General features: G+C 38.5%; 9 protein-coding genes. 2 read left to right on the top strand and 7 right to left on the bottom strand.

What is annotated here, in order from left to right; genetic code table 11:
* Positions 1-2 precede the first annotated feature (2 nt).
* Positions 3-1,271: a cytosine deaminase gene (gene codA, locus ACP6PM_RS24765; RefSeq protein ID WP_426589367.1), complete on the bottom strand. Its 1,269-nt coding sequence runs from the start codon at positions 1,269-1,271 to the stop codon at positions 3-5.
* A 147-nt stretch (positions 1,272-1,418) separates the two neighbouring features.
* On the opposite strand from codA, the gene ACP6PM_RS24760 reads away from it, so the two are divergent.
* Together ACP6PM_RS24760 and ACP6PM_RS24755 are read left to right on the top strand one after the other, a co-directional pair.
* Positions 1,419-1,766 carry a CHASE3 domain-containing protein gene (locus tag ACP6PM_RS24760; RefSeq protein WP_426589365.1) on the top strand — a complete coding sequence of 116 codons (348 nt, stop codon included), beginning with the start codon at positions 1,419-1,421 and terminating at the stop codon, positions 1,764-1,766.
* Between the two features lie 512 nt (positions 1,767-2,278).
* Positions 2,279-8,221: a cadherin domain-containing protein gene (locus tag ACP6PM_RS24755; protein WP_426589364.1), complete on the top strand. Its 5,943-nt coding sequence runs from the start codon at positions 2,279-2,281 to the stop codon at positions 8,219-8,221.
* Between the two features lie 851 nt (positions 8,222-9,072).
* Here ACP6PM_RS24755 and ACP6PM_RS24750 read toward each other — a convergent pair.
* From ACP6PM_RS24750 to psbC, 6 genes are all read right to left on the bottom strand, one after another.
* Complete coding sequence (locus ACP6PM_RS24750) at positions 9,073-9,564, bottom strand: ureidoglycolate lyase (RefSeq protein ID WP_426589362.1); 492 nt, start codon at positions 9,562-9,564, stop codon at positions 9,073-9,075.
* A 955-nt stretch (positions 9,565-10,519) separates the two neighbouring features.
* On the bottom strand, positions 10,520-10,870 hold the full coding sequence (gene psb28, locus ACP6PM_RS24745; protein WP_426589360.1) for a photosystem II reaction center protein Psb28: 351 nt from the start codon (positions 10,868-10,870) through the stop codon (positions 10,520-10,522).
* Positions 10,871-11,463: 593 nt separating this feature from the next.
* Positions 11,464-13,023 carry a cobyrinate a,c-diamide synthase gene (locus ACP6PM_RS24740; protein WP_426589358.1) on the bottom strand — a complete coding sequence of 520 codons (1,560 nt, stop codon included), beginning with the start codon at positions 13,021-13,023 and terminating at the stop codon, positions 11,464-11,466.
* A gap of 33 nt (positions 13,024-13,056) precedes the next feature.
* Positions 13,057-13,500, bottom strand: coding sequence for a globin domain-containing protein (locus tag ACP6PM_RS24735; RefSeq protein ID WP_426589356.1), 444 nt, complete (start codon positions 13,498-13,500; stop codon positions 13,057-13,059).
* Between the two features lie 720 nt (positions 13,501-14,220).
* Positions 14,221-15,024 (bottom strand): hypothetical protein, encoded by an 804-nt coding sequence (locus ACP6PM_RS24730; RefSeq protein ID WP_426589354.1) that lies wholly within the window; start codon positions 15,022-15,024, stop codon positions 14,221-14,223.
* Positions 15,025-15,922: 898 nt separating this feature from the next.
* A complete protein-coding gene (psbC, locus tag ACP6PM_RS24725; protein WP_426589353.1) occupies positions 15,923-17,302 on the bottom strand; it encodes a photosystem II reaction center protein CP43 in 1,380 nt (459 codons plus the stop codon).
* Positions 17,303-17,312: the final 10 nt, after the last annotated feature.

Genomic DNA, 17,312 nt, shown 5'->3' with positions numbered 1-17,312 from the left:
TTTTATGTAAAGGCAGCAAATTTTATTTTTGTAGGTGTAGTTTCTGCTAATAATTTCCCGTGAGAAAATACATATTTGACTGTAGCTCGTTTCCTAATTGCATGAAAGGGATTCTTAGCATCTAAAACTATCAAATTACCCGGTTTTCCTACTTCAATTCCATACCTATCCTCCACATCTAAAGTTTTCGCACCATTCCTAGTAATCATTTGATAACAAGCATTAATTTCTGGTATTCCTGTCATCTGACAAATATGTACACCCATATAAGCTACATCTAACATATTACCAGTACCTAAATTATACCAAGGGTCTTGCACACAATCATGTCCGAAACTAACATTTAATCCATGTTGCCATAACTCTTTTACTCGCGTCACACCACGCCTTTTTGGATAAGTATCAGTACGACCCTGGAGAGTAATATTAATTAAAGGATTAGCAACAAAATTAATTTTAGACTTCTCTAATAAACTCATTAATTTAAAAGCATAAGCATTATTATAAGAACCAAAAGCAGTTGTATGACTAGCAGTAATTTGTGAAGTTAAACCTGTGCGAATTGCACAAGCAGCAACTACTTCTAAAAACCTCGATTGGTCGTCATCTATTTCATCACAATGAATATCAATAAAACAGTCATATTTTTCTGCCAACTCAAAGATATGATGTATAGATTTTACTCCATCTTCCCTGGTAAATTCATAATGAGGAATTCCACCTACACCATCTACTCCTAATTGCAAAGCAGTCTCTAAAAAAGTCAGATTTTCATCTTGACTATAAATACCGTCTTGAGGAAAGGCAACTATTTGTAAAGTCATCCAATCTTTGACGGTTTCTTTCACTTCTAAAAGTGCTTGTAATGCTGTTAGTGTTGGTTCACTAACATCAACGTGACTTCTGACAAATAATACTCCTTGTTTAGCTTGAGTTTTAAGAGTTTCAATAGCGCGTTTTTTCACATCTTCTATACTCAAATTTTGTTTGTATTCAGCCCAAATTTTTATCCCTTCAAATAATGTTCCACTTTGATTCCAACGTGATTTACCTGCAGTTAAACTAGAGTCTAAGTGAATATGGGATTCTACAAATGGTGGGGTAACTAATTTTTCTTCAATCTCTATTTCTTGTTGTCCTGAAGCAGGAATATTTGCAGAAATAGCAGTAATTATACCATCATCAATAGCAATATCTACTATTTCCAATTGGTAGTTTGGTAGCAGTAAGCAACAGTTTCGTAAGATTAACTCATAAATTTTGTCAGACATGGCATTTCTCTGATTTGAGATTTGATAATGTTATAATAACCTATATTGTTATAGTTAAAAAAAAAATTACTTAATTATTACTATGGATTTGCCCAGACTAAATCTAAAAAACCAAATTTTACTTGGATATCTCTACTAGTATTACTATTGCTTATATCAGCATTTTTCGTTTATTTACAAGTAGAAAAACTGACAAAACAAGCCCAAAAACTAAATCTTATTGAAACTCAAGTTGATAATATTGAAAATTTAGGGTTTAGTATTTTGTCGATGCAGAATAATGCTAGAGGATATCTTCTAGGAAAATTTTCTGAACAATTAACAGAATACGAAAAGTGGGATACGAAATTTTATGCTGTATCAATCTCCGCGCCCTTCATCCATAGCGCTGAAGAGTGTGGGAAGTGGGGAAGAGGGGGAAGTGTGCCAAGAAGAGGAGATGGCTTATTGGATATGTATTGGAGTATTTTTAACCTTTTTTCTCCTGTTGCTTAATTCCTACATACGACTCTGTGCCTCAAAAATTTAATCCACTGAGAAATTGGTATAAGACATTTACTTGATTGATTTTTTCAGCCACTGAATAAAACTAACTAAAACTGAACTTTTCTGAACATTAATTCTACGACATTTGTTGTATGTATAAGCTCAAATGCTAATAAAATCGTATTATTTATCAGATTCTGACCTCCAAATATTCAGTTTTATTCAGGTCAAAAATTCCTGAATTTTCCTGAACTTTTCTGTATTGCTTTTTCGGAAAACTTCTGGGATGATATAAACGTCAAAAACGGAAACACAATAACCTGTTGCCAAAAACGCACTGAATTAACCATATTCAGCATTAGTCATAACTTACGCATTAGGTATGAACAACTAGGATTTGAGATTGCTTCCATGTCGGTCGCAATGACGAAAATACGTTGTAATGCGTAAGTCCTGTTAGTTCTATTTAGTAAGAACTTGACAACACCAAAACTCGATCAAATTAGAGGAATTAATTCATCATGGCAGTGAGAAACTTTTTATCTCCTATCAAAAACCCTTTCGGACTCACAAAATTGGCGAGTGGGTCGCTGGAGCTGTTTACACCCACATTTGCCGATATTGACGGGGATGGGGACTTGGATGCTTTTTTCTTCAAGGGTGATAGTTCTAAGTTCGATCCCGATAATATCCGGTTCTTCCGCAATACCGGAACTCCTACTGTTCCCTCTTTTAACGAAGAAAATAACACATTCAACCTGTCACAGATATGGGAGCCAGGCTTGGGAGTGAATAGGGTATGGAGAACAAGATTTGCCGATATTGATAGGGATGGGGACTTGGATCTTTTTGTTGATGCTTGGAGGAACACACCGGGATCTATCAGCTTTGATGTCGTGTCCTTAATCAATGAAGGAACTCCTACTGTTCCCAGCTTTCGCATCGGAGAACCATCTGTATCAAATTTAAGCAATTCTTCTCTTCGAGGTACCTTTGGCGATATTGATGGGGATGGGAACTTGGATGCTTTTATCAATACAAATGGCAATATCCGCTTCTTCCGCGGCAGTGGCACAGCTTTTAATGAAGAAACTGAAAACTTCGGACTGACAAATTTGGGGTCTACGTCTGTACCCACCCTTACCGATATTGATGGGGATGGGGACTTGGATCTTGTTGTTATCACTGGAAACCCTGGCAATATCCGGTTATTCCGCAATACTGGAACTCCTACTGTTCCCTCTTTTCAGGAAGAAACTGACTACTTCGGACCGACAAATGTGGGAGCGAGTGTGAACGAGGTCCCCCTTGTTGATATTAATGGGGATGGTAACTTGGATGCTTTTACCATGCAGAACAATGAGCTTCTCTTCTATGAGGGTTATGTTAATGAAAACCCGACTGACATCGAATTCAGCAATGAAGCTATCAACGAAAATGTGCCAGCCAACACTGTAGTCGGTACATTCAATACCACCGATAGCGAACAAGCAGATGGCTTTACTTATTCCTTAGTAGCAGGTGAAGGAGACAACGATAACGAAGCCTTCACCATTGAAGGAAACCAACTGAAAATCAATAATTCCCCAGACCATGAAACTCAGGATGAGTATAAGATTCGAGTTCAGACTACTGACGACAATCGAGGCTTTTATCAAGAGGAAATTACCATTCAGGTGAACGATCTAAATGAAAAACCCTCTGACGTTGAACTCAGCAATGACACTGTTGACGAAAATGTGCCAGCCAATACTGTGGTCGGTACATTCAACACCACCGACCCCGATGATGGAGATAACTCTTTTACTTACCAATTTATCAGCGGTGAAGGAGACGATCATAACGAAGCCTTCACCATTGATGGAGACCAACTGAAAATCAATAATTCCCCAGACCATGAAACTCAGAATGAGTATAAGATTCGAGTATTGACTACCGATGGAAATAACGTCGGTCATCAAGAGAAAATGATCGTTAAGGTTAACAATATAAATGAAGACCCCACTGAGATTCAACTCAGTAATGACAATATTGACGAAAATGTGCCAGACAACACTGTAGTCGGTACATTCAAAACCACCGACCCCGATGATGGAGATAGCTTTACTTATTCCTTAGTACCAGGTACGGGAGATACGGATAACTCAGCCTTCACTATTGATGGTGACCAACTGATAATCAATAGTTCCCCAGACTTTGAAACTAAGTCTAGTTACGAGATTCGAGTCGAAACTACTGACGCTGATGACGCCAAGTATCAAGAGAAAATTACCATTACGGTGAATGACCTCAATGAGAACTCTGCCCCCACTGATATTCAACTCAGCAATGACAATATTGACGAAAACGTAGCAGCCAACACTGTAGTCGGTACATTTAACACCACCGACTCCGATATTGGAGATAGCTTTACTTATTCCTTAGTAGCAGGTGAAGGAGACGAGGATAACTCAGCCTTCACTATTGATGGAGACCAACTAAAAATCAATAGTTCCCCAGACTTTGAAACTAAGTCAAGTTACAATATCCGCATCCAAACTACTGATAGTAATGGAGCCACTTATGAAGAGGAAGTAACCATTAATGTTAACGATCTTAATGAGAACTCTGCCCCCACTGACATCCTACTCAGCAGTCAAACTATTGATGAAAATGTGGCAGCCAACAGTGTAGTCGGCACATTAACTACCACCGACTCCGATATTGGAGATAGCTTTACTTATTCCTTAGTAGCAGGTACTGGAGACACCGATAACGCAGCCTTCACTATTGATGGAGACCAACTGAAAATTAATAGTTCTCCAGACTTTGAAACTAAGTCTAGTTACGAGATTCGAGTCCAAACTACTGATAGTAATGGAGCCAGTTATGAAGAGGCAGTGACTATTAATGTTAACAATATTAATGACAATCCCACTAACATAAAACTCAGTACCAATACCTACCAGTCGGAAGTCGCCCAAAGTTTGGGGGGGATTGATAATATCTATGCCATAGCCACCGACAGCAATGGTAATGTATGGGCGACAGGAACATTCGGTGGCAGCAGCATCGACATCAACGGAGACGGCACAAATGATTTGACTAATAATGGCTTCGAGGATGGCTATGTAGCCAAGTTCGATATTGATGGCAACTTGCTGTTCGCCCAAAATATCGGGGGATTTGAGAGTGATAACAGCAATGCTATCGCCATCGACAGCAATGATAATGCTTGGGTGACAGGAACATTCCGTGGCAGCAGTATCGACATCAACGGAGACGGCACAAATGATTTGACCAGTAATCAGGTTCTGAATAGCTATGTAGCCAAGTTCGATACTAATGGCAACTTGCTGTTTGCCCAAAATATCGGGGGAAATGAGGGCCATGGCATAGCCATCGACAGTGATGATAATGTTTGGGCTACAGGACGTTATTTCAATAAAAGTATCGACATCAATGGAGACGGCACAAATGATTTGACTGATAATGGCCGAGACGATGGCTATGTGGCCAAGTTCAATACTGATGGCGACTTCCTGTTTGCACAAAATATCGGCGGTCTTGAGAATGATTATATCTTTGAAATCGCGATAGACAGGGATAGTAATGTCTGGGTTATAGGAGAGTTTGGTAGCAACATCGACATCAATGGAGACGGCACAAATGATTTGACTAATAATGGCCGAGATGATGGCTATGTAGCCAAGTTCGATACTGATGGCAAATTCCTGTTCGCCCAAAATATCGGGGGTGTTAATGTTCCCGAGCGCGGAGGTCAAGGCATAGCCACCGACAAGGATAGTAATGTTTGGATTACAGGAAGCTTTGATGGCAGCATCGATCTTGATGGAAACGGCACAAATGATTTAATCAGTAATGGGGGTCGGGATAGCTATGTAGCCAAGTTCGATACTAATGGGAACTTGTTGTTTGCCCAAAATATCGGGGGTAGTGATTTTGATGGAGGCGAAAGCATAGCCACCGATAGAAATGGTGATGTATGGGCTACAGGATACTTCGATGGCAGCATTGATATCGACGGAGACGGTACCAATGATTTGACCAGTAATGGGAATCGGAATAGCTATGTAGCCAAGTTCGATACTAATGGGAACTTGTTGTTTGCCCAAAATATCCGGGGTATTGGTTTTGATGAAGGCATAGCCACCGACAGAAATGGTAATGTATGGGCTACAGGAAGCTTTGATGGCAGCATCGATATCGACGGAGACGGCACAAATGATTTAACCAGTAATGGGGGTTTAGATAGCTATTTAGTTAAATTCTCAGACACCAATCCAACCATTGACGAAAATGTGGCAGCCAACAGTGTGGTCGGCACATTAACTACCACCGACTCCGATATTGGAGATAGCTTTACTTATTCCCTAGTAGCAGGTACTGGAGACACCGATAACTCAGCCTTCACTATTGATGGAGACCAACTGAAAATTAATAGTTCTCCAGACTTTGAAACTAAGTCAAGTTACAATATCCGCATCCAAACTACTGATAGTAATGGAGCCACTTATGAAGAGGAAGTAACCATTAATGTTAACGATCTTAATGAGAACTCTGCCCCCACTGACATCCTACTCAGCAGTCAAACTATTGATGAAAATGTAGCAGCCAACACTGTCGTCGGGACATTAACTACCACCGACCCAGATGATGGAGATAGGTTTACTTATTCCTTAGTAGCAGGTACTGGAGATACCGATAACTCAGCCTTCACCATTGATGGAGACCAACTGAAAATTAATAGTTCTCCAGACTTTGAAACTAAGTCTAGTTACGAGATTCGAGTCCAAACTACTGATAGTAATGGAGCCACTTATGAAGAGGAAGTAACCATTAATGTTAACGATCTTAATGAGAACTCTGCCCCCACTGACATCCTACTCAGCAGTCAAACTATTGATGAAAATGTGGCAGCCAACAGTGTAGTCGGCACATTAACTACCACCGACTCCGATATTGGAGATAGCTTTACTTATTCCTTAGTAGCAGGTGAAGGAGACGAGGATAACTCAGCCTTCACTATTGATGGAGACCAACTAAAAATCAATAGTTCCCCAGACTTTGAAACTAAGTCAAGTTACAATATCCGCATCCAAACTACTGATAGTAATGGAGCCACTTATGAAGAGGAAGTAACCATTAATGTTAACGATCTTAATGAGAACTCTGCCCCCACTGACATCCTACTCAGCAGTCAAACTATTGATGAAAATGTGGCAGCCAACAGTGTAGTCGGCACATTAACTACCACCGACTCCGATATTGGAGATAGCTTTACTTATTCCTTAGTAGCAGGTACTGGAGATACCGATAACTCAGCCTTCACCATTGAAGAAAACCAACTAAAAATCAATAGTTCCCCAGACTATGAAACTCAGTCTACTTACAATATCCGAGTCCAGACTACTGACGCCAATGGAGATACTTATCAAGAGGCAGTTACCATTAATGTCAATGATCTTAATGAGAACTCCGCACCCACTGACATCCTACTCAGTAATGAAACTATTGACGAAAACGTAGCAGCCAACACTGTCGTCGGGACATTAACTACCACCGACCCAGATGATGGAGATAGGTTTACTTATTCCTTAGTAGCAGGTACTGGAGATACCGATAACTCAGCCTTCACCATTGAAGAAAACCAACTAAAAATCAATAGTTCCCCAGACTATGAAACTCAGTCTACTTACAATATCCGAGTCCAGACTACTGACGCCAATGGAGATACTTATCAAGAGGCAGTTACCATTAATGTCAATGATCTTAATGAAACTTCCACAATACAAGGAACTGCTGGTGACGATATTTTCTTAGGTACTAAAATTGCCGAAAATTACTCAGCATTAGCAGGTAACGATCAACTCTACGGTTTTGGTGGAGCAGATACATTGTCTGGAGGGGATGGCAAAGACACAGTTTTTGGATACAGTGGAGCAGATATATTGTTTGGAGGGGATGACAAGGACTTCCTAGATGGAGGTAACAACAACGACATACTCTATGGAGACAGGGGAGCGGATACATTGTCTGGAGGGAATGGCAAGGACTTCCTAGATGGTGGTAGCAACAAGGACTCCCTAGATGGAGGTGTAGGCAACGACATACTTTATGGACGCAGTGGAGCAGATACATTGTCTGGAGGGGATGGCAAAGACTTCCTAGATGGTGGAAAGGGAGACGACATCCTCAACGGTGGTATAGGCAACGACACATATAATGGTGGTACAGGTGCAGATACTTTCATCATCGGTCCAGCAATGGGTGTAGATGTAATTCAAGATTTTGAGGATGGCACAGACAAAATTAAATTAGAAGGGGTAGGTTTTAATGAGTTAGATATTGTCAACAGTGGCGGTTCGACTTTAATTAATGTTACTGCTTCTGGGGAAACTTTAGCTAGCATCTCAGGTATTGATGCAAGTTTAGTTACTGCGGATGATTTTACTGTGGTGTAAATGTAGCATTCTCAGCGATCGGACTTTAACGATGTGATACCAATTTTATCGTAAAATTTCGGTAAGCAGGAAAAGTGCCAGTTTTAACGGCTGGATGGAAGCAACTCGACGGATTTTAATCCGTTCGTCAAGTCAAAAAAATGTGTTATTATTAAGTAATAACTAAAATAGCCTCAATGGTATGCATAGCCGGAGAGAGTAGTGGCGATTGGCACCGCCAAGTAGGGGCAATTCGCGAATCGCCCCTACTGCTGTACCCACCCCTTTAGTTCCCCTCCTGGGAGGGGATATGGGAGGGTACGGTACTGGCAATGTGGTTGTTTCGAGCAATGTCAAAATCGTGGTTTTAACCCGATTTACGGAATAATTAAGGTTTAAAGCCTCTCCTTTAAAGGAGAAACAAGAAAAAATTTTCGGCGTTGGTAAATTAGTGTATGATATTAATATTAATTACTTAGGAGTCAGGAGTCAGGAGTCAGGAGTCAGGAGGGAAGAAAGAAGAAGAAAGAGGAATAGAAAGAGAAAGTTTTTTGGTCGCTTCTAGGTCACGGAGTTCTCTTGCGCTCTTCCATACAACATGAATCATACCTCAAATTACCAACGCCAAATTTTCCTTTGATTCAATCCTCTTCCTTTTAGGGAGAGGTAATTATCAATTATCAATTCTTGAAAGCTCCTAATCGCGAATCCACAGGACTTTAGTCCGTGGAGTGTCAAAAATATTAGCTACGAATAGCTAGGTGATTTTTTAGGGGCTACGGGAGTCACAAGTCAGGAGAACGGGGAAATTTAGAGGTGGTAGTGGGAATAATTATCCCTCTACCTTTCCTTCTTCCTTTTAGTTAAGCAAGTCAAACAATTTCTAACTCTAAATTATGACTTCTAGCAAAGTCGTGAGTAAAATGATCCACAACATTTGTATCACTTAATTCCAGGTTGTAAAAATCCACAAAATCTTGCTCAAAATAAGGTCCAGCGTGCCAGGTTCCCACCTCTAATTTAATAAAACAATTTCCGGGAATTTTAAAAGCAACTACATTCTCTAATTTAGGTGCCTCTTCTGCACAAGGTGGAGCAACTGCCATTAACCATTCCTTTCCTTCTAGAGAACCTAAACATTGAGTACATTGCCCATGACGAGTAATTTTTGTAAACTTTCGACCTCTTTTTTTCAACCTCATAATATAGAATCGCGGCGTACCATTTTCTAAACTTAATTGAGCATCATCTTGGTCATATTTTTTGCCATCTGCTGAAGCCCAAATTACTTGCCCAAAAGGTCGAAAATTCTGTGATGTAATTTCCTGGGAAATCAGTTGTTTAACTACTATTGATTTACTCATTTTTTTTCCCTTTAATGATTTTAATTTTTATCCAATTTAGCTCTACAAGTTTTTTTCTTGAACCCGCCCCTACAGCAATAACATTTATTTCGGCAAATCTGAAACTTTAATTTATCAAATTTTTGAGGGAAATTGTTTATTTATCTATTTGCAAGTTAGGAGACAAACCCTTCCACACTAATCCAAAATTTGAACTCTTAGAGATTCTTTTTCAACAAAATGTTAAAGCTTGAACCGATAGAATAAATTTACATTCATCCCTAATACCATTTTGATAAATGTTTGCTACAAATGACTAGATAATTTTTGTTTGAGTCAGGAGTTAGGAGTCGTATGGGAATGCCTTTAATACTATATTTTAACTCAGAAATTATCTTTTTTGTCAAAGGTAAATCTTCTGAAAAATATTTTTATTCCCCTTACTATTCGTAACATTCTTTTTTTAAATTGGTATAATATAGCAATCCTATTTAAGTTATAATATAGGGTTTCCCAAGGTTGTGAGGTACAGTTATCTTTTTGTCTTTTTCTTCCATGTTTCCTGTTACCCGTTCCCTGTTAAGGGTTCCCTTAAACCTAAAATTTTGTACTTCACCAGTATGGGAATTGCTATATTTTGGAGGCACTTAGGATTCAGGAGTCAGAATTTTCAAAGTTTTCAGTTAAAATTAACTATTATAAAAATTGTCACAACCAATTTAGGATTGCTATAGTAAAAGTCCTCACTCTTTGATAATTAGCTATATTTTAGTCAAGATTTTAGGACTATTTTTTGGTGACCAATAGTTGTGTATTCTTGCCTACCCCCTATTACCTATTCCCTTTGTTAAATTTACTGATACATTTATTCTCTTATAGTGAAATATTTTACTCCTGTTCAACCTCAAAAATACTCTTACCTATTCCTTGTTGTCTCTCCTTACCAAAAACTTTTTCAGCAGACCCTATTATTTGCCTAATTAGACTTAAACTCAAAACCATTAGCCTCAGCATAACGGTGCAAAAATCGCATTACTCTCTCAAAATTTTCCTCTGAATCAACTTCAAAAGAACATTCTACCTTGGAAAAATCACTTTCATCAGCAGACAAAAACTTAATCCCATTGGGAGATACTTCAATATCTCCCTCCTCGTCTTTCAACCATAATTTATTTATTTTATTAGTGAAGGAACGAAAACTCTCAGTAGCTTGCAGGCGGTCAAATATTAATACAACGATTTTTGTGTCCGAGTTACGACGTTTTCTCAGACTAACTTCTGTAATTTTCTCATTCAATCCTTCAATAAATTGTACAGATACAGTCATTTGATTTTTTAATTTGGTATTGAACAGTTCTTAATTTTACCAATTTTACCAAAAATATGCAGAGATTAGGAGGCAGAATCAAAAAAAGCCGACTTGTTCAGACCTCTAAATAGGGTTTGCTGAAAAAGTCTTTTTTCAGGAGTAGGGGAGTAGGTAGGGACGTTGCATGGAACGTCCGTACAGGAGTAATTTTTTTGCCCAACTCTTGCCATAAATTCTAACTTTTTGAGAATGAAGAACTGAAAACCAGGTACTTTTTCAAGAGCTAAAAAAGCACCTTATTTCTCTGTCAATGCTTTTATATTTAATCAGCAAGCTCTAAATATATGTGATATTTTATCTCTAGTCTCTTTCTTTTTATACCAAGGGTGAAAAAAGAATAATATACTTGGGTGAAACTTCAATTATTAAGTAATTAACACAGGTGGAATAACCTTTTTGATAAAAATATCATGTCCGGATAATTAGTGATAAAAAAGTTGTTGTTTGTAGTAGGGCTTTAGCCCGATATATAGATAGGTCGGGCTAAAGCCCTACTACAAGCTTTAATTATACCTATTCAACCGGACATGATATTATTAGTTAGTAGCGTGTTAATTATTCTTATTTTGACTTCTCCCCCACTCCCCCACTACCCTACTCCCCTGCTCAATGAATCTCCTCGGAATATCTACTCTATTTCCCCAATGAAGATGAATATAAGAAGCATGAACTTGATAAAAATTCCAGCCTTCAAAAGTTGCCTGAATCTGATTTTTTTTCTCATCAATTCGCCACATTTTATATAGAGGTATTGGAGGTACTTCAGTTAATTCTGAACGATGAAATTCATGGCCATAAACTTGTGTATTTGCTACTAATAAAGGAGTATCTATATTAGAAATTGCTTGCCGATATCCTAACTTTAAACTTTTCCCCATTACTGCCTTAGTCGGCAAAATTCCTACCATCTGCCAAGAGTTACTATTAAAGTCAATAATTGCTTCAGATAAATACATCAACCCACCACATTCAGCATAAGTCGGCATTCCCGAAATAATTGCTTCCTTAACTGCCTTTCTAACAAGAAAATTTTCACTTAACTGTTGAGCAAAAACTTCTGGAAATCCGCCACCAAAATATAAACCTTGTATTCCTACTGGTAAATTTTCATCTTTTAGCGGACTCCAAAATAATATTTTTGCTCCTAACTCTTCCAGAATATCCAGGTTATCTTGATAATAGAAATTAAATGCCCGATCGCGAGCCACTCCTATCAAAATTTCTGACCTTTTTTTCTCAAAATTATTGGCAACTAAGCTGGGAAAATGTATGTTCTTATCAGAGCAAATATTAGTATATAAAACCTCCTGAGACTTCTCATTTTCAACTTTTAAAAGAGGCAGTAATTTTTCCCAATCAAAACAAGTTTCAGCCAAATCAACTAAATCATTAATCAAATTATCTAAATTCGGCATTTCATCAGTAGGAACTAAACCCAAATGTCGGTCAGGAATACTAATATTTTGATACCGTCTGAAAACCCCAAGTACAGGTAAATTTGTACATTTTAAAGAATTTTGCAGTAGTTGTAAGTGGCGATCGCTCCCCACCCGGTTAAGTATCAAACCAGCAAAATTAATAGTAGGATCGAAAGAAACAAAACCATGAGCGATCGCTGCTACAGAAGCAGACAACCGACTGCAGTCAAGCACCAACAAAACAGGCAAATTCAGTAACCGGGAAATATGAGCAGTAGAAGCAAAATCAGGAAAACACTTACCAGCTCCCCCCCTTTGAAAGGGGGGTAAGGGGGGATAAAATTCCCCCCTTTGAAAGGGGGGTAAGGGGGGATAAAATTCCCCCCTTTCTAACGAGCGATCGAAAAACTTCACCCCATCAAACAAACCCATCACCCCCTCCACCAAAGCACAATCAACATCCTGAATATTACGCCCAAAACATTGTTGCACATAAACTTCAGAAGTCAGCACTGGGTCTAAATTCCGACAAGGTTTACCCGTCACATATTGATGAAACATTGGGTCAATGTAATCAGGTCCCACTTTAAATGACTGCACCTTAAGATGTTGCCGTTTTAAATAAGCTAGTAACGCCAACGTAACAGTTGTTTTGCCAACACCACTACGCTCCCCTGCAACTATTAAACTCAATATTTCCCCCTTTTTTAACTAAAAAAAATGAAATCAGGAAACACCTTCCTCCTCATATATTTCATGCTCTCGGTGAATAAAAACCTCCGCCAATACCTGATAAGCTTCCGCCCAAGCATCTATAACTTCTGGCGTTGCACCTTCTCCCAAAACATCCTGCATAGCTTGCAACATACATTCTCCCACTATTGGATATTGTTCCGGTTGTACATGAGTTTGTACATGGCGGTGAGCAATTTTTTCAACCATTGATTTTAAACCAGCCAAATCATCAATATGAGTAGCATAAGCATAAACTGCAGTTGCTAATTTTGCTGATTGAGAGCCATCAGCTTGAGCCGACATATCAAATTGTGATTGAATTTCAGGGTGATTTTGAAACATTATTTCATACATCCGAGTAGTAATTTGCTTTCCCTGTTTTTTGAGAATAGGAGCTGTAGATTTAACAATATCAATTGTTTTTTGACTGACCATATATATTGCTAGTAATTTAATGTCAATATAATTTTATCTAGCAAGAATTTACTTCTGAATAAAATCAACTTTTTCTTTATATAGAACCCATTTGAGATATATTTAAAAAGAGGCGTTGGTAATTGGTGGGATGATTTTCTACTAGGGGTGAGACCCATCACTTACTCTGGTTAAATATTTAGAGGTATTAGAAACAGATTACTCTTAAAGTTTCATCTCTTGATTTACCAACCTCTAAAAAGAGATAGGGAGGTGGGGAGTATTTTTCAACCTTTTTCTCTTATGTTTTCCCTCCATCTTCTGATTCTGTCCTCCTAATTCCTAATTCCTAACTCCTAACTCCTAACTCCTGACTCCTGACTCCTGGTAAAAAATCTAATTGCTGACAAAGATACCAAATGGGTTCTATACAGTCAAAAAAAATTTTTGAGGCATCAATTGTCACACAAATGACCACTATCACTTTGAGAAACTACAACTAAATTAAATTAGTATAAATTTTCTACCAATTCACTTTAAAGGTGTCACAAATAGTTTCAAACTACATAAGTGAAATAATTTCCTGAAATTACTGAGCGTGTCAAAGTTTTGAGCCTATAAAATCTTAATTAATTACTTTTGACTGTCAGATGTGGATCTTACATTCTGTTCGCGGAGCATTTCCGCAGGAAATGGAAACCTCACCAATTAGCACTCGCTTTTAACTTCCGTGAAACGGTATTACTTAAATTTTGATTGAGATTTAATAATTTCTGAAGCTTCTTGTAAAAGTAAATCTTGTTCCTTTTTGATTTTTTCCAACCTAGTCAAAATCTGCATTAGTCTCTGGCGATTATTTATAATTTTATTTGAAGAATCTATTAATGTTAAATTTTTACCTAAATCAGTTCCGTTAGAAAATTTTTTAGAAGTAGATTTATTACTTAAGCTCCAAATACTCTTAAAAACTTTGAAGGGGCTAGTTAAAATAAATAAAAATAATGACTTACCTAAATCACTAACTACTTGCAAAAATCCTAACAGTATAAATATTAATAACAAACCAACTGCTAATATAATTAAAGGATGATTTAATAACCAAACCATCAAAGGATTAGATTCGACCCACTCTATAATAGCAGGAGAAAAATAATTTTGAATAACTTCAGTAACTAGATAACTAAAGCTTTTCCTTGTTTGCATTATATTATCAGTAACTTCACCTACACTTTTCACAGCTTGGTTAGTTGTAGTAGTAGCAGTATCAGTCAATTTTTGAGTTGTTTCAGCAAAAAATTCCCTTGTCTGTGCAGTTATTTCTGAAAAACTACTTACAGCACTGTTAGTAGTTTGAGAAATAACTTCAACACTTTGATTTTTTGCTTCACTAATACTACTAACTGATTGATTCGCTAATTCAGATAAAGAGTTTTTAGCTGCTTCTGTTTTTTCATAAATATAATCTTTTGCTTTATCAGTTTTCTCAACTAAAAAATCTTTAGTCTGATTAAAACTTTCAGATATATTCGGCAATTCTATCTTCATATTTATCAGTTTCTCAACTTACTAGGGTGTCTAGACTAAAATCGTCAGTAACGAGTTACCAACCACGGAAGACCTCTTCCCCAAACCCTCTCCTGCTCCGAGAGGGGAGAGATATTCCCCTTCCCTCCTTCCCCCTTTCAAAGCTATGCTTTATAAACATCTTTCTTAACATAAAATTTGACAAAAAAGAGAAGTTATGCAATGGACATTTCCGGAGAGTAAACCTATTTAATTAGAGGCTTTTCTCCCCCCATCTTCCCATCTCCCCACTCCCTCATCCACAGGGTTTCAGGAGTTCCTTATAAGGGATAGCTTTCAAAGGGGGGCAAGGGGGGATAGGAAGGGGGTTGGGGGGTTACAGTGCTTTTCAAATTGACGAACCACATCGCCATAACCAAAACCTTGTAGGGACGTTGCATGCAACGTCCCTACTGTGGTCTAACGTGCAGGAAAACCGCTGTAGGTTTTTTTACCGAAAAATAAAGGTATAAAGCCTCTCCATTCATGTAGAAAAAGCGGTCGTTTGCGGAGCAGTCCGTTAGGATGGGATGCCGAAGTCTCTTCGGTATATCCAATCGACCAAGAAAGCGGTCGTTTGCGGAGCATGACCTGGTAGATGGGATGGCGAGGTTTCCCGCTCTTACAAAGCCGCGAACGCTTTTCATGTCGCGCAGCGAAACGCCATATCCAATCGACCAAGAAAAGAAAAAAATTCCTTTTAGCCAATCCTTCTATTACAGAAGAGGTAATTATTAATTATTAATTGTTAATTATTAATTATTGAACCACATTTTCAAGCTAGACACCCTATTACATAAAAAAATAAAAACCTCACCCAAATTAGGCAAGGTCTTTAAATAATTTTAGCAATAAACTAGCTCAATACAGTGACTAGATATTAGTCAAGGTTAGGCATAGATAGCACTGGTTCAGTCTCACGGTCAAGACCTTTCTCAAAACCACCCTCAGCAGCACGAGCGCGACCTGCGTGCCATAAGTGACCAATTAAGAAGAAGAAACCAAGAATGAAGTGAGCAGCAGCTAACCAAGCACGAGGGTTAACATAGTTGAACCCGTTAATATCAGTAATAATTCCACCTACAGAGTTGATAGAACCATTAGGAGCATGAGTCATGTACTCAGCAGCACGACGAACTTGCCAAGGCTGAATGTCGTTCTTTAATTTGTTCAAGTCTAGACCATTAGGACCACGAAGAGGCTCTAACCAAGGACCACGGAAGTCCCAGAAACGCATAGTTTCACCACCGAAGATAATTTCACCAGTAGGAGAGCGCATGAGGTACTTACCAAGACCAGTAGGACCTTGAGCAGAACCAATATTAGCACCTAATTTTTGGTCACGAACTAAGAATACAAAAGACTGAGCTTGAGAAGCTTCAGCATTAGTAGGGCCGTAGAATTCGCTAGGATAAGCAGTGTTGTTAAACCATACGAAACAGGCAGCAATTAAACCCATCAAAGATAGAGCGCCCAAACTGTAGGAGAGATAAGCTTCTCCAGACCAGATGAAAGCGCGACGTGCCCAACCGAAAGGCTTAGTGAAAATATGCCAAACACCACCAAAGATACAAGTCAGACCGATCCAGATATGACCGCCGATAATATCTTCCATGTTGTCAACTCCAATTATCCAGCCTTCACCACCAAAAGGTGCCTTAACTAAATAACCAAAGATAACAGCAGGATTAAGAGTAGGGTTAGTAATTACCCGTACATCACCACCACCAGGTGCCCAAGTATCATATACACCACCAAAGAACATGGCCTTAAAAACTAACAAAAGTGCGCCACAACCCAATAGGATTAAGTGGTAGCCAATGATGTTAGTCATCTGGTTCTTATCTTTCCAGTCATATCCGAAGAAAGAAGAATATTCTTCTAAAGTTTCTGGGCCACGAACGGCATGATAGATACCGCCTAAACCAAGAACAGCAGATGAGATTAGGTGTAAAACACCTACTACAAAGAATGGAAAGATGTCAACTATTTCACCACCAGGACCCACACCCCAGCCGATAGTAGCAACGTGGGGCATGAGAATTAAGCCTTGCTCATACATTGGCTTTTCTGGTACATAGTGAGCAACTTCAAACAAAGTCATTGCTCCAGCCCAGAATACAATTAGACCTGCGTGAGCAACATGAGCGCCCAGTAGTCTACCAGATAGATTAATTAGACGGGCGTTTCCAGACCACCAGGCAAAGCCTGTTGATTCTATATCACGGCCTCCCATCATAGAATCAGAGAGTGTTACCACCTATTAGAAC

Origin of the sequence: Dapis brunnea BLCC-M229 (genome assembly GCF_050015995.1) — a bacterium.
Lineage (GTDB): Bacteria > Cyanobacteriota > Cyanobacteriia > Cyanobacteriales > Microcoleaceae > Trichodesmium.
The sequence above is the reverse complement of the archived record's forward strand: the minus strand, read 5'-3'. Positions and strand labels throughout refer to the sequence as shown.

What these genes read in the sequence shown, in the direction of transcription:
- ACP6PM_RS24755 (WP_426589364.1), top strand. Translation starts at nt 2,279, where the DNA reads ATGGCAGTGAGAAACTTTTTATCTCCTATCAAAAACCCTTTCGGACTC.
- ACP6PM_RS24735 (WP_426589356.1), bottom strand. Translation starts at nt 13,500, where the DNA reads ATGGTCAGTCAAAAAACAATTGATATTGTTAAATCTACAGCTCCTATT.
- codA (WP_426589367.1), bottom strand. Translation starts at nt 1,271, where the DNA reads ATGTCTGACAAAATTTATGAGTTAATCTTACGAAACTGTTGCTTACTG.
- ACP6PM_RS24730 (WP_426589354.1), bottom strand. Translation starts at nt 15,024, where the DNA reads ATGAAGATAGAATTGCCGAATATATCTGAAAGTTTTAATCAGACTAAA.
- psb28 (WP_426589360.1), bottom strand. Translation starts at nt 10,870, where the DNA reads ATGACTGTATCTGTACAATTTATTGAAGGATTGAATGAGAAAATTACA.
- ACP6PM_RS24750 (WP_426589362.1), bottom strand. Translation starts at nt 9,564, where the DNA reads ATGAGTAAATCAATAGTAGTTAAACAACTGATTTCCCAGGAAATTACA.